This is a genomic window from Pseudoalteromonas sp. OF5H-5, from assembly GCF_021530695.1.
GTDB lineage: Bacteria > Pseudomonadota > Gammaproteobacteria > Enterobacterales > Alteromonadaceae > Pseudoalteromonas.
Window position 1 is genome coordinate 153,707 of record NZ_JAKGBF010000005.1, and the last position, 21,760, is coordinate 175,466.

Here is a 21,760-nt window from a genome sequence, read left to right on the forward strand (position 1 = left end):
AGCTTGAATATAGAAAAAGCCGTTTAGTTTCTAGCTAAGCGGCTTTTTTATTGTAGCTACCCCGTCCTAAATTATGTGGCAACATTTCAAACTCATTCAGAATACGTAAAATAATTGATATAGCTGCTTGTTTACATTGTAGTTGACCTATGGGAGTTTAGTGATAGGCGGTATTTCTAGCACAGTTTTTAGTCGTGTTGAGCTAATCATATCGCGGTTTTAATTAACTATGATTGTTTACTATAACGTGAAGACTATTCGCGACGTCGAGTCTATTTGAGCGTTGATATTTTAAATATAATTAAGGAGAAGAAGTTGAGCAATACTATGTTAGAGGAAGGAAAGGAGATCCTAGCACAGCAGTCTTTTAGTTTGTTGTTGGGCGCTGAGTTGGAGGTGTTTGAGGTTGGCGTTGCTGAGTTAAGTCTCGCTATTCGGGATGATCTTAAACAAAACTATGGTTTTGCACATGGCGGCGTGGTTAGCTATCTAGCTGATAATTGTATTACTTTTGCTGGTGCATCGGTGCTGGGCAGCTGTGTTACCTCAGAGTATAAAGTGAATTATGTTAGACCCGCTATTGGCGATAAGCTAATTGCGAAGTCAACCGTGTTGTATTCGGGTAAACGTCAGGCGACATGCGAATGTAAGGTATATGCGCAAAGCGGTGACGAAGAAAAGTTGGTGGCGGTTTCTCTTGGCACAATAACTAAGGTTTAGGGTAGCAGGCGGTGTTCTGAAGTGTATTTGATTAGGTCTTTTTAGCGCTACCAGCCTTAGGCATTTGATATAAGCGGGCAGCGCTATGTTAAACGCTTAGTTACAGCAACTAGAACGTATACGCAACGCTAAACTTTACACTCCTTGGCATGATATAGCGGCCGTTAGGTGAATCTGGGTTACGTGGATCCCCCTCGGTGATCCCTTGTTTATCAGTAAGATTATCTACCGCTAGTTGTAATTTTACGCCCTCTGTTGGCTCTACGATAAGGCCAATATCAAGCTTTTCGTAGCCCTCTAACACGACAGTATTTTCATTATCGCCAAAACGGTCATCTACAGCTGAGAGTGTGCCATACAAGGTGGCATACATACCTGACATTTCAAAGTCGTAGCTTGGTGTAACGCGCAGCATCCAATCTGGTTGGCGCTGTGCTTTATTTCCCTCATTTGTTGGGCTTTCAGTAATTTCAGAGTCTTGCCAAGTGGCATTCAAGTTTATCGATAAACCCGATTCATGGTTGTAGCTGTAATCAAGTTCTACACCGGTTGCTTCATTGGTTAGAATTTCCGCAGGTATACCTGGGCGTCTTACAAACGTGTCGCCTTTTACTTCGTTGGTAAATAAAGTAACAAAGAGGTCGCCGGTTTCACCCATATATTTATAGCCAAGCTCAGCTTGTGTGACTTCTTTAATCAGCGACTCGCCCGATTCATAGGTGCTATAGTTGTCTCTGAAGTCGTCGAAATAAGGCATTTTGTAGCCTTTGTTCATACGCACAAAAACACCTGAATCTAAGCTCAAACTATAGTCAGCGCCTAAGGTCCATGAAGTCTTGCGCTCATCATAGTCAACCGCTTTTGTGATCACTCCGTCTAAATCTTCATCTACAGAGTATTCTACCTCGTGCTGCTCACTACGCAGGCCTAAGTCTAATTTAAGCGCTTCAGTAGCTTGGTAACTATGAGTGGTATAAACTGCCCATGTCGTGGCATCACCAGAACTGTTAATGTCGTAGTTGAAGGCGCAACCGGCAACATCGCTATTACACGCGATACCATTCAATGCTTCGCCACCTTGTTCCAAAATGTGGTAGGCGGTATTGCCTAAGCTCCACCAGTCTTTTGCAGAAGTAGTTGCTGTATAAATACCAAAGGCACTTGACCAATCACCAAAGGTTTTGCTTAAGGCTAAGTCATTGGTGAAAGCTTCGATATCTTTTAATACAACCCAGCGACCATATTGTTGTACCATGGTATCACCCGCGTATTCATCGCCCGTGACGCTACCTGTTGCGGTTTCACCATTGTCCGCCACTTCACTTAAACGCATGGCACTGCCAGCAGGCACAAGGCCTAGTGTATTTGCATCGCCTTGCGTTAAGCTAAAGCGGTCATTTAACTGCCAACCATTTTTGAATTCTACTTTTAAGCTACCTCCAGAAACATGGCCTTTCCAGCCGCGACCATCACCCATATCTACGCTCATCGGTGCATTTGCATCACCGACATAAATAATAGCTTTGCGATTATTCGTTCCCAGCTGAGTAAAGCCCGCATCCACACCCTCAACATTAAGTGGGGTTGGCAGATACCATGCGCCTCTGTCATCAGTTTGACGGGTATAAAGGTTAAATTCACCATCAGCAAACTCTTTGGTTAGGTTTATGGTAAATTGATGGCCTTTTTCTGAGGTAAAGCCCGCATCACGGATCCCAGAAGAGCGTTTGATATAGCCGCCAACCATGTAGTAAAGATCATTGGAGATCTCACCACTTAACACGCCGTCAATGCGGTTAAGACCATAGTCTGTGGTGGTATATTTAAACGTCCCTTCGGTGTCGGCTTGGCCGCGTTTAAGTTGAAAGTTAGTTGTTAAGCCCGGCTGACCATTAGACACCACGGGGTTTGGTCCACCACGCAGGCCTTCCATCATACTGATGGTTTCATCGAGTCTGAAAATCGAGGTGTTTTCTAAAAATGAGAGCGTTGGCGCGGGATAGATAGGACTGCCTTGCAAACTAACCGTTAAGAATGGTGCATCCCCACCGCCTGGAAAGCCGCGAACAAAAACGTTGGCACCGGATTCACCTCCTGAACTTTCAACCCAGATCCCAGGCACCGCTTTAAGCAAGTCAGCGGTACTTTTGGGGGCGAGCTTATCAATTTGCACGGCATCGATGTTAGTCACAGCAAAGCTTGCATCAATTTTTCTGATCCCTGCGCCACCAGGTGTACCTGACACAATGATGGTTTCTACTTTTTCTTTGTTATTGTTCGGTTGTTGTTCAGCCTGAGCTGATGCGCTTAACGCAAGCGTTATAGCTGCAGCGATCAAGCTTAAGGAGTTAGTTTTTATCACGGCTAAAGCCCTCTTGTTGTTGTCATAGACTGGTATTTAACGACTGTCTATTTTTTAAAATAGATCTTAATGCAAACGTTTGCAATGATGTTGTTTAAAAATTTGTCATAAAATGATGGAAGGCGTTACAAATTTACAGTGATTGCTTATCTTTTCTGCTTGGTTAGGGTAGGAGATTCAATTAGTTATGGTTTAAGTATCAAAAAATTGTAAGAATAGCGATGTAATAACGTGTGCTAAGAAGGGGTTTGCGATGGGAACAACACAATTAAAGCTATCGGATCTAGCAAGGCTAGCTGGAGTCTCTACCTCCACAGCTTCCCGTGCACTCAATGATAACCCTCTGATAAAAAAGGAAACTCGAGAGCGCATTCAGGCGCTTGCAAAAGAGCATCACTTTAGCGTTAACGCGGCGGCTAGTCGCTTACGGATGCAAAAAACCAAAGTCATTGCCGTTATTATCAATCTCGAAGCCGAAACCAAACAATCCGTCGACGACCCATTTTTACTTAAAGTAGTGAGCGATATTAATCGTGCGGTGAACCGAAAAGGGTACGAGTTATTACTCTCTAATTCTTATATGGCAGGGGAAGACTGGCATGGTTATTTTATTTCTGGCCGTCGAGCCGATGGAGTTATCGTTGTCGGGCAAGGCAAGGAGCAAGCACGAATTGAACGTGCTGCAAGAGCTGGCACGCCGATCGTGGTATGGGGCGACCCTAAAACTTCTGCAAATTATCCTATCGTTGGGAGTGACAATTTTATTGGTGGCCTTAGCGCAACGGAGCACTTAATTACCAAGGGAGCGTCTAAACTTCTATTTTTGGGCGATCCGGGTCATGCCGAACTCGGTGAGCGCTATCGCGGATTTTGCCATGCGGTGGAAAAAGCCAAGGTAGAAGCGCAAATGATTAAAATCGACATTACTTCAGAGGCTGCCTACGCGAGTATAAACGCTTTGTTGCGAGCACAAGGATTAACCTTTGATGGGATCTTTGCGTGTAGTGATATGGTCGCGCTTGGGGCACTAAAAGCGCTAAAAGAGCGTTACGTTAGCGTACCAAATGACGTACGAATAGTCGGATTTGACGACATAGCCATGGCACAGATCAGCTTCCCTGCGCTATCTACGATTAAACAAGACACCAATGCAGCGGCACAGTTATTGGTGGAAAAGCTGCTCTCTCAGCTAAGTGGTGAGACATGTGCGTCTCAAGAGGTGCCGTCATTATTAGTGATCAGACAGTCTAGTTAAAGCAGCACAATATGCGATAACAATCATTAGCTTAAATTGTTTTGATGTGATTTGAAATGCAAACGATTGCAAAAATAAGAAAGTCTGTCTAGACTAAAAAGGAATCACAGTGTTTTAACGAGAATAACAATGAATCGAGCACGTATCATACTTGCCATGGCCGTTAGTTACTTCCTATTTGCTATTTTGCTCAATAGCGTAGGGACGGTCATCTTGCAGTCTATTCATAGCTTTGGCATTACAAAAGCGCAGGCCGCCACCTTAGAGGCATTTAAAGATCTTCCCATCGCCATCGTTTCATTTCTGGTTGCGTCGGTTATCCCCAGGGTTGGATTTAAAATTGCTTTGACCGCAGTGCTCGCGGGCGTGGCATTGATTTGCAGTATCACACCTATGGTCGCTGAGTTTTGGATTCTTAAACTAGTATTTGCTTGCGTGGGTGCGGCATTTGCGGTGGTCAAAGTGTCGGTTTATGCGCTCGTTGGCCAAGTCACTGAAGGAAGCAACCAACATTCAAGCCTGCTTAATTTTATTGAGGGCGTGTTTATGTTAGGGGTCCTCGGCGGTTATTGGATTTTTGCGGCGTTTATTGACAGCGGCGATAACTCTCTTGGCTGGTTAAACGTCTATTTCGTGTTAGCTGTGCTGAGCGCGTTCACCGCATTTATTGTTTGGATCTCCCCAATTGCAAAGCCAGAGCCAACGCAAGCCACCGAGTCTAGTGTCTCTGCATTTATAGCGATGTTAAAGCTTGTGGCTAAGCCCCTTGTGCTGGTATTTGTGATTTCCGCATTTTTATACGTATTGATAGAGCAGAGTATAGGCACTTGGCTGCCTACTTTTAATAATGAGATCTTGTCATTACCGGTGAATATTAGCGTGCAAATTACCAGTGTTTTTGCTGCTTGCTTAGCACTCGGTCGGCTCGGTGCCGGCGTTGTGCTCACCAAAGTACATTGGTATGTGGTGTTAAATGTTTGCCTTGCCGCTATGGCAGGATTAGTGATTTTAACGTTACCGATGACTGAGGGTATTGAGAAAACGCTTATTTCTTCGTTATTTGACGCACCCCTTGTGGCTTTTCTCATGCCGCTGATCGGTCTTTTTATGGCGCCTATTTATCCAGTGATTAATTCGGTAATGCTAAGTAGTTTACCCACTACACAGCACGCGTCGATGACAGGGCTAATCGTTGTATTTTCAGCGCTGGGTGGTAGCACGGGTTCAATGATCACAGGTTTAGTATTTCAACATTTTGGTGGTCAACAAGCGTTTTATGGGGCACTTATTCCCATGCTGGTGATTGCAGTGTGTTTATATTTCTTTAAATCGATGAGTGAGTCTAGCCAATCAAATCATGCTCACACGCCAAGTCAACAAAAGGTGAGCTGAGGTTTTACATGCAGTACCAATCAAACTTTTATTCCACAGAGATTTTTAAGGCGGTGCAAAGCGCTGGCCTGTTTTCAGACAGTAAGGTTTTTGCAGATGCCATCGCAAAAATTCCGCTTGCAGAGATAGAAAACCAGTATGTGATGCAAAAGCCGACGGGAGAGGCATTACTTAGATTTGTGCATGCGCATTTTGACTTTGTTGCCAACAAAGAATTAAATGCCTTACCCGATTTTACGAGTGCGCAGCAGTATATCAGTGCGCTGTGGTCGCGTTTATCTAGAAAGCCGAGCACCGTTGCTAAGGGCTCCTTGCTACCTTTACCCCATCCGTATGTTGTACCGGGTGGACGTTTTAATGAGATTTATTACTGGGATAGCTACTTTACGGCACTCGGGCTTTTGGATGCGAACAGAAGCGATCTCGTTGAAGGAATGTTAGATAACTTTGTGAGTCTTATTGATCGTATTGGACATGTACCTAACGGAAATCGAGATTATTACCAAAGCCGCTCCCAGCCACCTGTAACAGCATTAATGGTTGATTTACTGTGGCAGGAAAAATCTCATGATAAGCAGTGGCTGTCACGAGTTACTCAGGCATTACTGAAAGAACATCAGTTTTGGCAGACTGGAGAGGATTTGAGTTGCACGGATAAAAAAGCGCATTACCGAGTCGTCAACATGCCATGTGGGGGCAAACTGAATCGCTACTGGGATCCGCTTGCAGCACCGCGCCCAGAGTCTTTTATTGAGGATATAGAATTAGCCGCAGCGGTTACGGACAGCGAAACGTTTTATCAGCACATTCGTGCGGCTTGTGAGTCGGGGTGGGACTTTAGTAGCCGTTGGTTAGCAAACGCTGACGATTTAGCGAGCATTCGTACAACAGACATTATCCCTGTGGATTTAAATGCACTACTAGTATTGCTTGAGTCGCAAATCGCACGTTGTTTTGAGAAATTAAACGAGCTAACGCAAGCGCAGTACTATGCCAATTTAGCGTCAAATCGCAGTGCACTGATACAGAAATATTGTTGGTGTGATAAAGAAGGCTGGTTTTACGATGTAGATCTTAATGATTATGCGCGTACCTCCGTTGAATCTCTAGCGGGCGTTGTGCCTATGTTTGCAGAGCTGGTTACACCTGAGCAGGCAGAGCATATTGGCAAAAAACTCGAGGCAGAGTTTTTGCAGCAAGGTGGATTGGTTAGTACCTTAGTCACTACTTCACAGCAGTGGGACAGTCCTAATGGCTGGGCACCACTTCAGTGGTTTGCGGTGTCAGGTTTAAGGGCATATGGTCAAAATCAACTCGCGAATAAGATTATGCAAGCATGGCTTTATGCTGTTGAAACCGGCTTTGAGCAAACCGGCTGTTTGCTTGAGAAGTACAATGTGGTTGAACCGGATAAACAGGCTAGTGGCGGAGAATACGTGGTGCAACAGGGTTTTGGCTGGACTAACGGAGTAACCAGTCGTTTTTATCGGCTTTTAGTGCCTGAAGTTGATAGTCCTTCGGCGTGATATTAAAGGCTTGTTTAAACGCTCGACTGAATTGACTTGGATGCTTAAAGCCGAGTGCAAAACTAATTGCGGTGATCTGAATTCCTGCTTTTAGTTTTGCCTTTGCTTCAGTTAGTCTCCGTGCTTGGAGCCACTGCTGTGGCGTCGTCGAAAATGACTTTTTAAATTGATTGAAAAAGCGACTTCTACTCATGCAGCTAAGTTTACAAAGCTTCTCTACATCTAGTGGTTCGTCTAAATGAGTCTCCAAATAATGCATCGCTTGATACAAACCGTTATGATCAGGCGTTTGTTTTACTGCGCCTAACAGCAGATCTCGGCTTTGTTGCTGTAGTAGTCTTGCAATTAGTTCGTCCATTGCCAAATCGATAAAGTACCCCCGCTCAGCCTCATTCTCACTGAACAGATGGAGCAATCGCCCCAAACAGTGCTGGGTTTGCCAGTTATGCTCAGTGTGCACCAGCTGCTTTTGATAATTAAAATCACTAGGAAGCGAAAGCGCTAACTTCTCGCTCACGGTATTAATTTTCTCTCGACTGATCTCAATTGCTAAACAGGTGGTGGGAGCGGATAAGCTGGCGTCGGGAAAGTCTATAAATACGGTTTGTTCTGGTGCCAATACGAAGCTTTGATGAGGTAAAAAGGGTTGGTGATAGTCGCAACTGTCTACGTGCATCACTTTTTTACCAGTGATCATCGCACAAAACAACACTTCATTAGAGGCGAGTTTGACTCTATTGGTACTTTCGTATGTGTCATAGACGCTAAGCTCTACCTGATTGGCGGCAAAACTTATTTTGTTTTCAACTAAGCGTTCGATACGACTGCGATGTTTAGAGATCTGCAAACAATGCACTCCTTCTCGGTTACTTTTGGACTGTGCGTATACATTCCGAGACCCTAAGTTAAGTTTTTAAAGGTGAATTTGACTAATGTCAAATATTAGTAAAAACAAAACTGGGACGAATGAAGCCCAAATAAATAACACAAGTTGCAGAGGTAAAAATGATATACGCAAATCCAAATACTGAAGGTGCAGTCGTCAACTTTAAGTCGCAATATCAAAATTTTATTGGTGGTGAGTGGACGCCACCCGTTGACGGCCAGTACTTCGACAATATTAGTCCTGTTAATGGCGAAGTGTTTTGTCAGATCCCGCGTTCAAATGATGCAGACATTAAACTGGCACTTGACGCCGCCCATGCTGCAAAGACGGCGTGGGGTAAAACTTCGGTCACTGAACGAAGCAATATATTACTCAAAATCGCAGACCGAATAGAAGCAAACCTTGAATGCCTAGCGGTAGCCGAAACGTGGGATAATGGTAAAGCTGTACGTGAAACGCTAGCCGCTGATGTTCCGCTTGCTGCTGATCATTTCCGCTATTTTGCAGGTTGCATCCGTGCTCAAGAAGGAGCCATTGGTGAAATTGATGAGTCAACCGTGGCCTATCATTTTCATGAACCTCTGGGCGTTGTGGGGCAGATCATCCCATGGAACTTCCCATTACTTATGGCCGCTTGGAAACTGGCACCCGCTCTCGCTGCTGGGAATTGCGTAGTGCTAAAACCTGCGGAGCAAACGCCTGCGTCTATCTTGTTGTTGATGGAACTAATCGCTGATTTATTACCAAGTGGCGTGGTTAATATCGTAAATGGTTTCGGGAAAGAGGCGGGTGAAGCGCTTGCTACGAGCACACGTATCGCAAAAATTGCGTTTACAGGCTCGACTCCTGTGGGCTCTCACATTCTAAAATGTGCTGCTGAAAATATCATTCCCTCAACGGTGGAGCTAGGGGGGAAATCGCCCAATATCTACTTTAGTGATGTGATGCAAGCTGACGATGATTACCTAAGTAAGTGTATTGAAGGCGCGGTGCTGGCCTACTTTAACCAAGGAGAAGTATGTACTTGTCCATCGCGATTGCTCGTGCAAGAAGATATATACGATGACTTTATAGCCAAAGTCATCGAACGCACTAAGGCGATTAAACGCGGCAATCCGCTTGATACAGAAACCATGGTTGGTGCACAAGCCTCACAAGCTCAATTTGATAAAATTCTTAGCTATATTGATATTGGCAAGAAGGAAGGGGCTGAAGTGTTAATCGGTGGCGAAGTCGCAGAGCTTGGCGAGGGTTATCATAAAGGCTTTTATATTCAGCCGACGCTGTTAAAAGGGCATAACCAAATGCGGGTATTCCAAGAGGAAATATTTGGTCCGGTGATCTCTTTATGTACTTTTAAAGATGAAGCGGAGGCGTTGGAATTGGCGAATAGCTCTGAGTTTGGTTTAGGTGCTGGGGTGTGGACTAGAGATATGAATCGCGCATATCAATTTGGTCGCCAAATCGAAGCGGGTCGCGTGTGGACTAACTGTTATCATATGTATCCTGCACACGCGGCATTTGGTGGTTATAAAAAATCAGGTATTGGCAGAGAAACTCACAAAAAAGCGCTGGATCATTACCAACAAACCAAGAACCTCTTGGTGAGCTATAGCACCAGTCCTTTAGGCTTTTTCTAATTTAATTATTATAGAAGTATTGAGTACTGACCATTGTGACAGTACTCAACCAGTCACCCGGTTAAGAAACGACTTTTAATGGCGTCGCTTGTTTATTAGCAAATGCTATCCTATATTCGAGTCCTTTGCCGGGCTCGCTGACGGTGTGTACATCTCCATCTAACCCTTGAGTCACCAAGTTATAGATAATATAAGCGCCAAGTCCCATACCGCCACTTCCTCTTTTGGTGGTATAAAATGGCTCGAATAACTTACTTAATTCAAGCTCCGACATGCCTTTACCATTGTCTTTATAAATAAGCTCAATGTGTTCATCATGTTTAAAGAATTCAATGGTGATCTCACCTTGTTCCGACTCTTTAAAGCCATGTGCAATGGAATTTGCGACTAAATTCGAAATGATCTGAAAAATAACACCGGGATAGGTCGTGGCGATAAGGCCGGGATCGCAATGAAACTTGATTTTATGGTCATGCTTTTTAATCTCTGGATTGAGCGCCGCGATGATCTCTTGAACATAATCATGGACATTAAAGGCCCTCACTTGCTCGCAAGATTGATCGACAGCGACTTGCTTAAAGCTATTAATTAAATTCGCGGTGCGTTGGAGGTTTTTTAATAGCAATTTGCAAGCGCCAGTTGAATCTGAAATAAAGTCCTCCAATACTCCGGTAGAGAGCACTTTGGTTTGGTACTTCATGGTGAGGTCGTCTAAGTGCTGCTGTAGATAAGTGGTGGAAGTGATGCCAATCCCGATGGGGGTGTTGATTTCGTGTGCAACACCCGCAACCAAATCGCCAAGCGATGCCATTTTCTCTCGTTCAAGTAATTGCGTATGAGTACGGTTGAGATAGGCAACGGTTTCTTCTAGCTTTTGATTGGTCTCGACTAGTGAGCGAGTGCGCTCACTCACTAACTCTTCTAACTGCTCTTTATGTTGTTTTAACTCTTGTAAGATTTGCATTCCTTCAACTAGTAAAAACCCTAAAGCGACGATATAGGCCATTAACCTTAAAATATGCCAGCCCCACCAAGCGGTATCCCACAACTTGGATTGCTCGAACATAATAGCGGCTGCGCCAAATAGGAAACAATGTAAGCAAAAGAGCAAATCGCTCACATTATGAGAGTCGCGATATACAAGGAGAATTTTAACTGCGGCGACAAAAAACATAGTACCGCCAATGACGTTGAGCGCCATCGCCGTACCAGTAAAGTGACCTTGCTCAACCATGTGTGGTAAATCCGTAGGGTAAGCTAGGCTCATGGTGCCGATGATGATAGCGGCTGTGCATGCGCTGATCAGCCAATAGCGGTTTTTAAACCAAGTAAATCGGCTGTGAGCAAGCAGGGTGATAAAAGTGAGACCACCAAAGAAAGTCGCGATACTGTGAAGCCAAACGAAGGTTTGGCCAACATTTACGGCGGCATGGAATCCATCTAAGATCCCCATTACCAGCAGCGCCGTGGCGATTTCGATATTAAAACTTGTACCGGTGTTGTACTTTTCAAAAAATAACAACGCCAATGCAATGAAAAGGGCGACAGCGGAGCCGAAGGTTTCAGCCACTGCATGCGCTTCTATCAGCGGCCAAGTTATATTATTAAGAAGCGTATTGCTCAGTAAAAGGGATGCGCCGTGGATAGTTAAGCTGACACCTATGATTATCCAGATCACAATGTGGGTGTTTTTATTTATATTCATGGAGGCTATTCCTTCGATTCACCTCCTTAAATCTAGTACATTTATTATGTAGATAAAGCATGCTGAGCATTTTTATCAGCTGGTATCAAGGTGCCAGCTGATACTTTCCAATGTTACTCGTTTCCAGAAGTGATGAGCTCGTCAGCCAAACTTGTTAAGTCAGGTAGCACGTAATCTGGTGTCTTTGCCAGTGGGTAGAGCTGCTTTTGTGGTCTTGCAATAAATGCTGTGTGCATGCCCGCGGCTTTTGCGCCGGCAACATCCCAGCCGTGAGCCGCCACCATTAGCGCTTGGTCTGGACGAATATTTAATTGCTGTAACGCCCATTCGTAGGCTCTAAGGTCGGGCTTATACACTTTGATGTCTTCAATACTCAAGCGTTGGTCAAAATAGGTAATTAGACCGGCATTTTCAAACTGCGCTTTAACCCCCGCATTCGATGAATTGGTTAAACTCACGAGTTTAAACCCAGCTTGCTTGAGCCGTTTTAGCGCGGGAATGACGTCTTTATACGGGGGCAAAGAGAGCAGGGCGGGCACGATTGCTTGTTTAGCTTGTGCGTCAGTTATCGTTAGGCCTTTGTTTTTTGCAACCATTTGTAGCGCGGCAACGCCTATCTTGCCAAAATCTTGATAATCACCACTTACTGTAGTCACTAACGAGTGATGTAGCATAGTGGAAAACCAAAGGGCTAATAGGGACTCATCGCCACCTAAAACTTGGCTAACCGGCTTATTCATTGACTCTAAATCAAGTAAGGTTTCATTGACATCGAAGAAAATAACTTCCGGGCGTTCAACCTTTGAGTTGGCTTGGCTAATATTCGGCATTAGGCCTCCTAACATAACGAATAGACTAATTAAGGTGCGTTTCATTGATAATTCCAATTTAGTTGCGATGAGAAGCAGTATATTTATTTGATAAATTTAAACAAAGCGCGCATATTCGAAAGCAAGATTCGAAAAAACTAAATCGACATGTATTCAATCGCTGAACTCGAAACATTCTTAGCTATTATTAAACATCAAGGAGTGGTTAATGCTGCGAAGCAATTGAGACTCTCGCCTGCGACAGTTAGTCATCGTCTTAACAAGTTAGAGCAACATTTAGGCATGACTTTGCTGTTTAGAGATAGTCGTACGCTTACATTGTCCCCAGCCGGAAGTACTTTTAGAGAGCGGGTGGAGCATATATTAGAGGCGCTTTATGATGCTGAGCACGAAATAGGTGCAAGGGGCTCAGCGGTGAGCGGGTTACTTCGTGTCACTATGCCGCCTTGGGTGTTTTCACAATTTGTGATGCCAAATCTAAGTCAATTTGAGCAAGCGCATCCGCAATTAGCACTCGATTTCCTGATCAACGATCAGTTTGTAAACATAGTTGAAGGTGCTCAAGATGTAGCGATACGCGTTGGACAATTGGCTGATTCTGGGTTGTTGGCGAGAAAACTATGCGATAACCATCGGATATTATGTGCAGCGCCGAGCTATATTGACCGCTATGGCATGCCTGATAATATCAGCGAATTACAAAACCACTTTTTTGTATGCTTACCTTGGCAACGAGAATTTAAGTTAAAAGAACCAAACGGTAGAATTGTACACTTTAACGCAAAAACTCGTTTTACGATTTCAAACTCAGACAATATGACTTCTGCTGCCCTAGCTGGGCATGGTATTACAGTTAAATCTCACATTGCCATCAGAGATAACCTAAAAAGAGGTGAGTTAGTGCCTATAATTCCAGGTTGTCTCGAAAGTGACGACGCACCTATTTGGTTTGTCAGGCCTCAGCACTCGCTGAAGACACGCAAGGCAGAGGCATTCTATGAATTTATGAGGGCATTGTTCGAAAATAAGGGCTAATACTTTAGTCTGCTTGTGCTTTTAAACTAATAACTCTAAACTCCGTATTAAAATTAGAAACTAGCCAGCTTGATGATTGTAAAATCGAACTGGTAACACTGATAGCAAACGGAGCTGCTATGTTCAAATTCATTTCTTGGATTTTTTCTGTCACCGCATTTTCACTTACTCTATTCTTTATCGTGCAAGGTAGTTATATGCTTTGTTTAGTCATGCTACTTGCTGGATTGATAGCATTGCCAAAACATGAAAAAGAATTGCAACCACTAGGTATGAGATTACATGCTAAGCATTTTTCTCGGGAGTCTCGTTCACTTAGCTCAAAAGAGGTAATGAACTTTTTATTAGCATGCTCATTGGCTGGCGCTAGCCTTGCGTATCAATGGCATGTGGTAACAATATAGACTTTACTGAACTTAATATCTTGAGTGTTTATATACAGCCATGATCCGAGTTTCTCTTAATGGGATACTCGGATATTTTTCAATGCTACCCCCGAGATAGGGTTAGCCTGATATCACAAATAGTATAAAACATACATGATGTTTAAAATCCGCTCACTAGCTGTTAGATTGGTTTTAACTACCATAGCATGGAAGAGCAATTGAATGTCACAGCCGTTAAAATCCTCATCAATACGTGTTCAAGAGTTCCTAGCCAGCCATGGGCATAACTTCACCGTTACAGAGCTTGCAGACTCTACTCGTACCGCGAAAGATGCTGCAAATGCGATTGGTTGCACTGAGTCTCAAATGGCCAAGTCTCTGATATTTAAAGATAGCAATACTGAAAAGGCGGTCTTGATAATTGCTTCTGGTAGCAACCAAGTGTCCGTGAAAAAAGTGGAAGCAGCAATTAGGACCTGTTGAGCTTTCAAGTTTGTTTTTGCAGCAGTTTGATTGGTATTTATACAAGGCAGAGCCAGCGTAGCATAGTCATTCTATGTAAATCTGGCGATAAAGACTTTGTGCTCCTGCAAAGTCACCTTACCCCACATCCTTGTGGGGCAACACAGAGAAAATGCTAATCAAGCGCTGCCCTTTGGGTTCATCTGAGTGCGCTTTGTTCATTGTTGCTCGACTTGCCGCCTAGATTACTAGGCGGCAAGTCGAGCGTCGCGATCAAAACACACTCAGAAGAACAAAAATCAAACAGCAAAGGTCTACAAGCCCTGATGTAAAGCTCGAAAAAGCGAATGCAAACCTTTGTACGGGAAAAAACCGGTTTTGCCATTGGCGGTGTGCCTCCTGTGGCGCACACTGACTCTGTGTTGACGATAATTGATAAAGATTTAAAGCAATACGATCGTATTTGGGCTGCTGCAGGCACGCCCAACTCGGTTTTTGAGTTAAAAGCGCATGATCTAGATACGCTTACGGGTGGCACTTGGTTAGATATTGCGAAGTAATCCTCAGTTCGTAATCGACCTTGTGTCTATGTGATCCATCTATCAGTCAACTAGGGGTGGTCATTAAGGTTTTCAACCAATAAAGTGCTTTCTAGATGAGAACAGCCCGATAGTCATTCAAAATAATCGTATTAATACCGCTCTCAAGGTAGTTGAATTTAAAAAAGTAAAGACACAGAGATACATGATAAACTTACCGCCAATAATTCAGTAGTATGACTATCTAAGATAATCGAGCTACTAGTCATAAGTGTGACCAAACGTGTGACCTTTTGATATTTGTGATGTGTATTTTAATCATAACTTTATGATATTTAGGGTTTAAGTGATTTATGTGTGAGCTTTTGGGGATGTCTAGAATAGCTGTCTTATTTAGAGTTATGTTGCCAGAAATGCTGCTTTTAACCCACTTTATTGCCCTTTAAGCTGTCTATACTGTCTAAATTTGTTATTGTTATCAGATACCAAACTGTGACCAAAACTGTGACCAATGTGCTGGTCACAGTTTTGAACAATGAAAAAATGAATTTTACAGACAAATCAATAAAGGCATTAAAGCCCAAAAAAACGCGCTATGTTTTGACCGAGAGTGGCAATCATGGAGAGGGGCGTTTACAAATTCGAGTTAACGAAACTGGCACTAAAGTTTTCAGAGTGCAGTATCACCTTAATAATGCTCGAAAGGTTATTGGGTTGGGAACATTTCCTGACACAGATCTCAAAACAGCTCGTCAAAAACACGCTCAGATAACCAAGTTACTACTGCAGAAAATTGACCCAAAAGAATACCTCGAAAAACAAAACGCAGCCAACATTGCATCTGAAGCCGAGAGAACCTTTCTTGATATGCTAGATGACTTTGATGTGTACATTTCAACTCGGTGGGCTGAGAGCACAATCAAAAGAACGCGTGGCTTGGTCGCGCGTAATATCACACCATTCATTCCAAAAGATTTAAAGCCAGATAAATTTAATATTGATATGGCACGTGAAATTATCTTCCGAGTATACAATCGGGGTGCAAAGGAACAATCCCGTCTGGTTCGTTCAACACTAATGAGCATCTTAAAATTTGCGATAGACTACGATAACTCGCCTGAGCAATTTAAGAAGCCGCCAAAATATAATGTTAAAACCAATTTCATTAGAGACATCAACTACGACACTCCCAAGAACGTAGGTCAACGATGGCTGTCCGAACTGGAATTAAGGCAGGTTTGGTATGCTGATGATTTACCGTTCCACACGCATAACTATATTAAGCTCGCGATATTGTTAGGAGGCCAGCGTGTGAATGAGCTCTACGCTGCCAAATCGAGCGAGTTTAATTTTCAAGAGAAGATATTTACGATCCCAGTTGAGCGTATAAAGATAAAGCATAGAGGTGAGCATATTGTACCTGTCTCCCGTGAAGCGGAAAAGATAGTGAAAATACTGATGCAACACCAAGGCGAAAGCGAATACCTATTTCCTCATCGAGACTCAATTTATGAGAGTGCGCATGTATCAACTATTAGGATGGCTATATTGCGTTGGTGTGACAAGCATGGTATTGAGCGCTTTGCACCTAGAGATCTTAGACGAACATGTAAAACGTTAATGGGTAAAGCCGGCATACCAAAGTCACAGCGTGACTTGTTACAGCAGCATGATAAGTATGATGTCTCGTCGGTGCACTATGATCGCTACGACTACCTTAAAGAAAAGCGTGAAAGTATAGAGGTGTGGACTAAGTATTTGGGTGATGTCCTGTGTTAGATATTTATATTGAATATCTAACAGGGAGACCGTCTTCGTCTAACACCAAGTAAACACAAGATTTGTAAATCACAGCAAGGTGTGGCTGCTTTGGTAGGTCAATCCAGTCACATATACCCAACGCATCATAAGTAATCGCGGTCACACCGTCTAATGCAATATGTGGTAAGTTGCGATGATCTCTGCTTGCTTTTGTAAAACCTCTAAAAGGTAGTACATGCACACCCCCATCATAAGTAAATCTAACACGGTCTTGTATCAACGCGGAAGTGCGCTCTGCTAGTCCTCCACGCTTCAAGTAAGTATTACCATAGTGATAGCGATATCGAATAATTGGCATAATGAAACTGTTTAAATATACAGTTTGTTATTGTAGTAAGCGAAAAAAGAAACCTCAATGATGTGTTAGTAATAATAGCAGAGTACTGTTTAAATCCTCAGATTGTTACCTTTGAGATAAATAATTAACATCAAGTTTTGCTCAAAGGATCTGCAATGGATTACAACTACTTTAGAAATGATAATGGTGTCTATACTGCAAAGCGCCTACCAAGCTCTAATAAAGCCAGAATAAAAATTAAAGACGAAACCGACCTATTTGATCTCAAAGATGAGCTTAAAGAGGAACAGCCTAAATCTGAACAGGATTTCAAGGAGATTTATGAGAGGTTGTTTGACGATGAGGGTTGTTATGAGGTTGAGATAGAAAGCTTTGAGCGCGTTATCTGTGCCAACCGAAATAAGCTTCTTGGTCCCGATACATGGATTAAAAAATATTGGCACGATTTATACGTATTTGCTGGTGACTTTGATATTGGTGAGCTAGAGCTAAACGTGGAACCTCAGGTTATTGAGGATGATTTTGCTAATGCGCTGATCAAAGCTGGCGTTATTGAAGAAATTAAGGAGCTCGACTATGAGCTGTGGAGTGAAGCTTTAAGCTATGAGAAGTTACCGCAAATAAAGGAGCGCTGTAAGTCAGTTGGCATAAAGTTATCCAAAAAGAATAAAGATGCACTCATACACGAATTAATAACATATGAAGAAGAGAACCCTAACTCTGTAAAGCCACCAAGACTCGTTAAAGCGCTGCCTATACTAGAGACTAAGATTACAGAGTTATATAAGCTATATGCTCAAGAAATAAAAACAGCGCTCACAGAATTTGATTATCCACTTGCATTTAAACATGCCGCATGGGAATGGGCCAAAGATGAAGCTGAAAGTAAACTGGAGCATGTATTACAACAAGAGCAAGATCAGCTCCCGGAGATTAAAAAGCCTAAAAAAATAGTCAACGATGTTCGTGCTACAACCACAATTAAGAGTACAACCACAATAAAGAGCAAAACGACGCAAGAAAAATATGAGTACGAAGAAAACTTTAAATTGCCTAAGTCTTTGGAAATTGCTTTTGAATATGCAGATTCAAATGGGCAGATAACATTCAGGGAATTACGGCTAGATGCAGTTAAAATGGATGGCAATGTCGTTTATTTCTACGGTTGGTGCAGGCTCCGCAATAGCCATCGTCACTTTAGGTTAGATAGGTTTCAAGATGGTATCACGCTAGTAGAAACTGGCGAGCACTTTAGTGTAAGTACATTTCACAAGAAGTATTTACACAAAAATTTAGCAGGTGAAATTCGCTCACAACAACGGCAAAACGACAGAACTAATAACCCGCAGCAAGGAACTGGTTGCTTGGTTGCAAGCGTGATGATACTTGGAGGGATTATATCTGTTCCTATAGGGGTTATAAATTTGTTCATATAGCAAGTTTGATGGCTGTATATATGAACAGTGTCTGGGCTTGAAGCCCGCCTATTGATTGCGATAAACTAACTTTGCTTGTTGTCATGCAGTGTTAATTATATTAACATTGCGTGAACAAGTGTAAGGATTAATCAACTTTAATAAAATAAGGATCTAAATATGAACTCCAAAACACTTGATGTAAAAGAATTGAAACGCGTAACTGGTGGTAACGGTGGCGGTGGCGGTGGTGTAGTTCCACCCGAGGTTAAAAGCCAATACTCTGGAAGTGCTCGTAGTGATACAGCTATGCTCTACTCTACTCAAGGCTTAAATAACTAGAATTAATTTGCTGTAAAGAAGTTTAAGGAAAAGCATGAATGATTTTTTTGTGATTTCAGACTGGATGATAAGAGCTCTTGAGGTTCTTATTTGTCTGTATTTGCTGTTTAAGTTCAAAAATAGGCGCTGGAGCTTGTTCTTTGGAGGTAAAAATAGCTTGAAAACAATCCAAGATCACGAATTGCATTCATGCTTTTTATCTGCGTTTACAGTAATGGTATTCCACTTTACAAGCTCAAACCTCGCACAGCATATAGTGACGATTCAAGGGATGGAAAAGCTGGCCTTACGCCATTTCTTTTATTTTAGTATGTTCTCTTGCTCGATGGCTTTTGCTGCTGCACTGTTCTTTCTGCATAAAATAAGGGGTTGCTCATTTTCGCCAACAGCAAGGAACTGCCTCTATATCACATTTTTAATGTCGACATTGCAAATGTTGCAATTTGTCTCACATGGTTTGCTCGACTCTAATCGTTTCACTCTATTTTATCAGTATGGCGTAGTTGTACTTAATGTAACTACACTTGCAGTAGTAGCAAATCATCCAATAAGACACATGCTAAGAAAACTAAACAGAAAGGAGGCATAGGATGGGGCTGCTAGCATTAATGAGTTTTTTAAATCTTATATTGGTTGTTGGGTTATATATTGCCTCTCAAGGTGGTCATATGCCCAACAAGTATGAGTTAAGGTTGCTTGATTTAGTAGAGCAGCATAGCAATAACGGTGAAGACGAAGTTTATGAACAGCCGGGAATGACATCACATAACATCCTACTTGAAGTACACGACGCTATTACAGAACCTAACAAATTACTTTCATACGAAAAAACAGTAGTGGCACATCATAAAGTAAAAAACTACGTGTTAACCATGGCTGGTAAGCCTATTGAACTAAGGCCTATACCTGAACGGCCAATACTTAAAGCTGTAAAGTAAAATTGTTCTATAAAAAAGCCCGCTTCGAGCGGGCTTTTTTATGCTGTCTTACTTGAGCTTTGGTCGTCTGCATACCTTGCGGCTAGCAAGGGCTTAACGTCTTTTAGAATTAACTTTCCACAATCATCAAAGTCGACCTGCTTTTCAACATTCGGTTTAAACCAGTCTAAATGACAGAACATTAAAAGTGACTGGGAAACTGTCTCTACAAATTTTTCTTCAAATTGTTCAGTGGTTATCGTATTTGCTAATTCAATTTTGTCGCTTGGTGAATATTGTCCTGCTTCAGGCTTCGTATCCCCAGTAATAAGCCAGAGAGCATACTTCTTAAACTCGGGATGATTAGCAATGGTCAATAACGGTTGCGAGCCCACTTCAGAGTGACCACCTTCATATTTTTTATACGAGCTTACGCTGATACCAACCAGCTCTGCAAACTTTGGCTGACTTAAGCCTGTTGTACTACGGATTAATCGAAATTTTTCGCCAATAGTATTTGACATGTATCCACCTGTGGATCTATATTATTCCAAGAGCGTCCTTTTAAGGGTTTGAATGGATCCTTACAAGGTCGCTTCTAGTTTTTATTAATGAAATCAAAGTATCTATAAACAAGATTAGCACATGCGAGTAAACAAAAGGAACCATGCAAGGTGCTAACAATAGTTTCGAGGTGATCTATGGAAGATGCAAAGTTTAGGAAAAATCTGCTTGGTGAAGTTGTTGGCCCAAATGAGGTGTTCTTAAAAAGACAGCAGGTGCAGGAAAAGTGCGCTATGTCGCGCTCAAATATTTACAAGTTGATGGGAGAAGGAAAGTTTCCACTACCGCAGAAGGTATCTCACCGCTGCACTGTCTGGCTAGCAAGCGATATTGATATCTGGCGTTCGATGACTACAGAGTCGTTTTTCGCTAGATATGGAAAACAAATCCTTGAAGCCAAGGAGCAAGCAGCATGAGCAGCTTAGTGCCAACCCCAAACTATAGAACCAATGTTCGTGGTGATGTGGTAACGATTAACGATAAGTTTTTACGTGCAAACCAAGTTGCAGATAAGTGTGGAATAAGCCGTTCAACGGTTTATACGCTTATGAATAAGTCTCAGTTTCCACCAAGCCATAAGATCACCAGCGACAGAGTGGTGTGGTTAGAGGCTGACATAGAAGAGTGGATGCGCCTAGGTGCTGAGCAGTTCTATTTAACCTACGGCCAAAATACAACGCAACAAGCGAGTTAAGGAGAGCGAACATGGCAAATGCACAGCCTCAGGGCTTACTCGAAATACGAGCAATGATTGGCGATCACCGTAAAAAGCCTGGCTACATTTTTACAAACGTACTTAGCCAAAAGCAACGCCAACTGGTGCTGTTTACAGCAGGTTTCAGCCGTTTAGACCTAGATAAGCACTGGAATGATATGACGCTAGACGAGCGTGACAAAGTGCGCAATGGCTTGATGTTTTTGAACAACATTGTGATTGAGTTTATCGACGCGAACGCCATGCAGCCAGAGTGTTTTTATCATGGCGCCAAGCCAAATACACCACGCTACAGTGCCGACAGCGTAGTCACACCAATTAAGCAACATTAGGAGTGGTGAAATCATGAGCTCAACTAGCCGTGGCTACGAACGCCATGCCGATGATTATTACGTTACCCCGCACTGGTTAATTCACGAGTTTCTTGATGAATTTAAAAAAGATGGCCTCTGGGATTTTGATTCGTGCGTTGACATACTCGACCCAAGCGCAGGCGGGTGCGAAAAGTACCCAATGAGCTACCCAACGGTGCTAAATAATCGCGGCTTTAATGTGGAAACCTGGGACCTAAGAGAAGACTCCCGCGCTGAGCGCAAAGGCATTAATTTTTTGCAGCTAAATACGGGCCTTGAGCTAAACCAATACGATATGATCATTACCAATCCGCCGTTTAAACTGTCTCAACAGTTTGTGTATCAAGCACTCAACATGGTGCGTCCGGGTGGCCTGGTGGTTATGCTGCAACGACTAAACTGGCTTGGCAGCGCTAAGCGAAAAACCATGTGGCAAACCTTGCCGCTGGCCTCGGTGTATGTGCACAGCAAACGCCCGGGCTTCAACCCTGAAAAGCCAAGTAAAACCGACTCCATCGAATACGCTCACTTTGTATTTTGCAAGGGTTATCCTGCAAATGCTGAGCTGCTCGTAATCTAATTTAATTACCCAAAGGA

General features: G+C 42.9%; 24 protein-coding genes. 18 read left to right on the top strand and 6 right to left on the bottom strand.

Annotation, left to right across the window (positions count from 1 at the left end; translation table 11 throughout):
- Nucleotides 1-315 precede the first annotated feature (315 nt).
- Complete coding sequence (locus tag L1271_RS09355; protein ID WP_010373862.1) at nt 316-720, top strand: PaaI family thioesterase; 405 nt, start codon at nt 316-318, stop codon at nt 718-720.
- Nucleotides 721-829: 109 nt separating this feature from the next.
- Here the strand turns inward: L1271_RS09355 and L1271_RS09360 are convergent, their stop codons facing one another.
- Nucleotides 830-3,082: a TonB-dependent receptor gene (locus L1271_RS09360; protein WP_235367661.1), complete on the bottom strand. Its 2,253-nt coding sequence runs from the start codon at nt 3,080-3,082 to the stop codon at nt 830-832.
- 253 nt (nt 3,083-3,335) lie between these two features.
- On the opposite strand from L1271_RS09360, the gene L1271_RS09365 reads away from it, so the two are divergent.
- The 3 genes from L1271_RS09365 (at nt 3,336) to L1271_RS09375 (ending at nt 7,255) form a co-directional block, all read left to right on the top strand.
- Complete coding sequence (locus L1271_RS09365; RefSeq protein ID WP_235367662.1) at nt 3,336-4,337, top strand: LacI family DNA-binding transcriptional regulator; 1,002 nt, start codon at nt 3,336-3,338, stop codon at nt 4,335-4,337.
- Nucleotides 4,338-4,466: 129 nt separating this feature from the next.
- Nucleotides 4,467-5,729 (top strand): MFS transporter, encoded by a 1,263-nt coding sequence (locus tag L1271_RS09370; protein WP_010605073.1) that lies wholly within the window; start codon nt 4,467-4,469, stop codon nt 5,727-5,729.
- A gap of 8 nt (nt 5,730-5,737) precedes the next feature.
- Nucleotides 5,738-7,255 (top strand): trehalase family glycosidase, encoded by a 1,518-nt coding sequence (locus L1271_RS09375; RefSeq protein WP_102057001.1) that lies wholly within the window; start codon nt 5,738-5,740, stop codon nt 7,253-7,255.
- Here L1271_RS09375 and L1271_RS09380 read toward each other — a convergent pair.
- Nucleotides 7,191-8,102 carry a helix-turn-helix transcriptional regulator gene (locus L1271_RS09380; protein ID WP_102057000.1) on the bottom strand — a complete coding sequence of 304 codons (912 nt, stop codon included), beginning with the start codon at nt 8,100-8,102 and terminating at the stop codon, nt 7,191-7,193. The two genes, L1271_RS09375 and L1271_RS09380, sit on opposite strands and share 65 nt — an antisense overlap.
- A gap of 158 nt (nt 8,103-8,260) precedes the next feature.
- Between L1271_RS09380 and exaC the strand changes: the two genes are divergently transcribed.
- Complete coding sequence (gene exaC, locus L1271_RS09385) at nt 8,261-9,781, top strand: acetaldehyde dehydrogenase ExaC (protein ID WP_102056999.1); 1,521 nt, start codon at nt 8,261-8,263, stop codon at nt 9,779-9,781.
- 61 nt (nt 9,782-9,842) lie between these two features.
- Here exaC and L1271_RS09390 read toward each other — a convergent pair whose 3' ends face one another.
- Together L1271_RS09390 and L1271_RS09395 are read right to left on the bottom strand one after the other, a co-directional pair.
- Entirely contained in the window at nt 9,843-11,486 is a 1,644-nt protein-coding gene (locus L1271_RS09390) for a sensor histidine kinase (protein ID WP_102056998.1), read from the bottom strand.
- Between the two features lie 113 nt (nt 11,487-11,599).
- Complete coding sequence (locus tag L1271_RS09395) at nt 11,600-12,316, bottom strand: haloacid dehalogenase type II (protein WP_102056997.1); 717 nt, start codon at nt 12,314-12,316, stop codon at nt 11,600-11,602.
- Nucleotides 12,317-12,463: 147 nt separating this feature from the next.
- Between L1271_RS09395 and L1271_RS09400 the strand changes: the two genes are divergently transcribed.
- The 5 genes from L1271_RS09400 to L1271_RS09420 all read left to right on the top strand — a co-directional run bounded on the left by L1271_RS09400 (nt 12,464) and on the right by L1271_RS09420 (nt 16,517).
- A complete protein-coding gene (locus L1271_RS09400) occupies nt 12,464-13,351 on the top strand; it encodes a LysR family transcriptional regulator (protein ID WP_235367663.1) in 888 nt (295 codons plus the stop codon).
- Between the two features lie 119 nt (nt 13,352-13,470).
- Nucleotides 13,471-13,755, top strand: coding sequence for a hypothetical protein (locus tag L1271_RS09405; protein ID WP_010605066.1), 285 nt, complete (start codon nt 13,471-13,473; stop codon nt 13,753-13,755).
- 204 nt (nt 13,756-13,959) lie between these two features.
- On the top strand, nt 13,960-14,220 hold the full coding sequence (locus tag L1271_RS09410; protein ID WP_235367664.1) for a YbaK/EbsC family protein: 261 nt from the start codon (nt 13,960-13,962) through the stop codon (nt 14,218-14,220).
- 326 nt (nt 14,221-14,546) lie between these two features.
- Nucleotides 14,547-14,759: a YbaK/EbsC family protein gene (locus L1271_RS09415; RefSeq protein WP_235367665.1), complete on the top strand. Its 213-nt coding sequence runs from the start codon at nt 14,547-14,549 to the stop codon at nt 14,757-14,759.
- A 522-nt stretch (nt 14,760-15,281) separates the two neighbouring features.
- Nucleotides 15,282-16,517, top strand: coding sequence for a tyrosine-type recombinase/integrase (locus L1271_RS09420; RefSeq protein ID WP_235367666.1), 1,236 nt, complete (start codon nt 15,282-15,284; stop codon nt 16,515-16,517).
- Nucleotides 16,518-16,521: 4 nt separating this feature from the next.
- On the opposite strand, the gene L1271_RS09425 is transcribed toward L1271_RS09420, so the two are convergent.
- Nucleotides 16,522-16,857, bottom strand: a complete 336-nt coding sequence (locus L1271_RS09425; protein WP_211866418.1) for a hypothetical protein — start codon at nt 16,855-16,857, stop codon at nt 16,522-16,524.
- Between the two features lie 155 nt (nt 16,858-17,012).
- Between L1271_RS09425 and L1271_RS09430 the strand changes: the two genes are divergently transcribed.
- The 4 genes from L1271_RS09430 (at nt 17,013) to L1271_RS09445 (ending at nt 19,552) form a co-directional block, all read left to right on the top strand.
- Complete coding sequence (locus L1271_RS09430; RefSeq protein ID WP_235367667.1) at nt 17,013-18,293, top strand: WYL domain-containing protein; 1,281 nt, start codon at nt 17,013-17,015, stop codon at nt 18,291-18,293.
- A 159-nt stretch (nt 18,294-18,452) separates the two neighbouring features.
- Entirely contained in the window at nt 18,453-18,614 is a 162-nt protein-coding gene (locus L1271_RS09435; RefSeq protein WP_235367668.1) for a hypothetical protein, read from the top strand.
- Between the two features lie 34 nt (nt 18,615-18,648).
- Nucleotides 18,649-19,203 carry a hypothetical protein gene (locus tag L1271_RS09440; RefSeq protein ID WP_211866412.1) on the top strand — a complete coding sequence of 185 codons (555 nt, stop codon included), beginning with the start codon at nt 18,649-18,651 and terminating at the stop codon, nt 19,201-19,203.
- Between the two features lies 1 nt (nt 19,204).
- Complete coding sequence (locus L1271_RS09445) at nt 19,205-19,552, top strand: hypothetical protein (RefSeq protein WP_211866410.1); 348 nt, start codon at nt 19,205-19,207, stop codon at nt 19,550-19,552.
- A 38-nt stretch (nt 19,553-19,590) separates the two neighbouring features.
- On the opposite strand, the gene L1271_RS09450 is transcribed toward L1271_RS09445, so the two are convergent.
- Nucleotides 19,591-20,055, bottom strand: coding sequence for a helix-turn-helix domain-containing protein (locus tag L1271_RS09450; protein WP_211866408.1), 465 nt, complete (start codon nt 20,053-20,055; stop codon nt 19,591-19,593).
- Between the two features lie 177 nt (nt 20,056-20,232).
- Between L1271_RS09450 and L1271_RS09455 the strand changes: the two genes are divergently transcribed.
- The 4 genes from L1271_RS09455 to L1271_RS09470 are packed head-to-tail and all read left to right on the top strand — an operon-like array spanning nt 20,233 to nt 21,743.
- On the top strand, nt 20,233-20,511 hold the full coding sequence (locus tag L1271_RS09455; RefSeq protein WP_211866406.1) for a helix-turn-helix transcriptional regulator: 279 nt from the start codon (nt 20,233-20,235) through the stop codon (nt 20,509-20,511).
- Nucleotides 20,508-20,789, top strand: coding sequence for a helix-turn-helix transcriptional regulator (locus L1271_RS09460; RefSeq protein WP_235367669.1), 282 nt, complete (start codon nt 20,508-20,510; stop codon nt 20,787-20,789). Before L1271_RS09455 ends, L1271_RS09460 begins: the two co-directional genes overlap by 4 nt.
- Nucleotides 20,790-20,800: 11 nt before the next feature.
- Nucleotides 20,801-21,142 (top strand): hypothetical protein, encoded by a 342-nt coding sequence (locus L1271_RS09465; protein ID WP_235367670.1) that lies wholly within the window; start codon nt 20,801-20,803, stop codon nt 21,140-21,142.
- Nucleotides 21,143-21,155: 13 nt separating this feature from the next.
- Nucleotides 21,156-21,743, top strand: a complete 588-nt coding sequence (locus tag L1271_RS09470) for a class I SAM-dependent methyltransferase (RefSeq protein WP_235367671.1) — start codon at nt 21,156-21,158, stop codon at nt 21,741-21,743.
- The last annotated feature ends 17 nt before the right edge of the window (nt 21,744-21,760 follow it).

Bases quoted from the DNA above. Each gene is read 5' to 3' on its own strand.
- L1271_RS09410 (WP_235367664.1), top strand. From the start codon at position 13,960: ATGTCACAGCCGTTAAAATCCTCATCAATACGTGTTCAAGAGTTCCTA.
- L1271_RS09405 (WP_010605066.1), top strand. From the start codon at position 13,471: ATGTTCAAATTCATTTCTTGGATTTTTTCTGTCACCGCATTTTCACTT.
- L1271_RS09430 (WP_235367667.1), top strand. From the start codon at position 17,013: ATGGATTACAACTACTTTAGAAATGATAATGGTGTCTATACTGCAAAG.
- L1271_RS09415 (WP_235367665.1), top strand. From the start codon at position 14,547: ATGCAAACCTTTGTACGGGAAAAAACCGGTTTTGCCATTGGCGGTGTG.
- exaC (WP_102056999.1), top strand. From the start codon at position 8,261: ATGATATACGCAAATCCAAATACTGAAGGTGCAGTCGTCAACTTTAAG.
- L1271_RS09470 (WP_235367671.1), top strand. From the start codon at position 21,156: ATGAGCTCAACTAGCCGTGGCTACGAACGCCATGCCGATGATTATTAC.
- L1271_RS09445 (WP_211866410.1), top strand. From the start codon at position 19,205: ATGGGGCTGCTAGCATTAATGAGTTTTTTAAATCTTATATTGGTTGTT.
- L1271_RS09460 (WP_235367669.1), top strand. From the start codon at position 20,508: ATGAGCAGCTTAGTGCCAACCCCAAACTATAGAACCAATGTTCGTGGT.
- L1271_RS09440 (WP_211866412.1), top strand. From the start codon at position 18,649: ATGAATGATTTTTTTGTGATTTCAGACTGGATGATAAGAGCTCTTGAG.
- L1271_RS09420 (WP_235367666.1), top strand. From the start codon at position 15,282: ATGAATTTTACAGACAAATCAATAAAGGCATTAAAGCCCAAAAAAACG.
- L1271_RS09425 (WP_211866418.1), bottom strand. From the start codon at position 16,857: ATGCCAATTATTCGATATCGCTATCACTATGGTAATACTTACTTGAAG.
- L1271_RS09450 (WP_211866408.1), bottom strand. From the start codon at position 20,055: ATGTCAAATACTATTGGCGAAAAATTTCGATTAATCCGTAGTACAACA.
- L1271_RS09370 (WP_010605073.1), top strand. From the start codon at position 4,467: ATGAATCGAGCACGTATCATACTTGCCATGGCCGTTAGTTACTTCCTA.
- L1271_RS09395 (WP_102056997.1), bottom strand. From the start codon at position 12,316: ATGCCGAATATTAGCCAAGCCAACTCAAAGGTTGAACGCCCGGAAGTT.
- L1271_RS09365 (WP_235367662.1), top strand. From the start codon at position 3,336: ATGGGAACAACACAATTAAAGCTATCGGATCTAGCAAGGCTAGCTGGA.
- L1271_RS09375 (WP_102057001.1), top strand. From the start codon at position 5,738: ATGCAGTACCAATCAAACTTTTATTCCACAGAGATTTTTAAGGCGGTG.
- L1271_RS09455 (WP_211866406.1), top strand. From the start codon at position 20,233: ATGGAAGATGCAAAGTTTAGGAAAAATCTGCTTGGTGAAGTTGTTGGC.
- L1271_RS09465 (WP_235367670.1), top strand. From the start codon at position 20,801: ATGGCAAATGCACAGCCTCAGGGCTTACTCGAAATACGAGCAATGATT.
- L1271_RS09435 (WP_235367668.1), top strand. From the start codon at position 18,453: ATGAACTCCAAAACACTTGATGTAAAAGAATTGAAACGCGTAACTGGT.
- L1271_RS09390 (WP_102056998.1), bottom strand. From the start codon at position 11,486: ATGAATATAAATAAAAACACCCACATTGTGATCTGGATAATCATAGGT.
- L1271_RS09400 (WP_235367663.1), top strand. From the start codon at position 12,464: ATGTATTCAATCGCTGAACTCGAAACATTCTTAGCTATTATTAAACAT.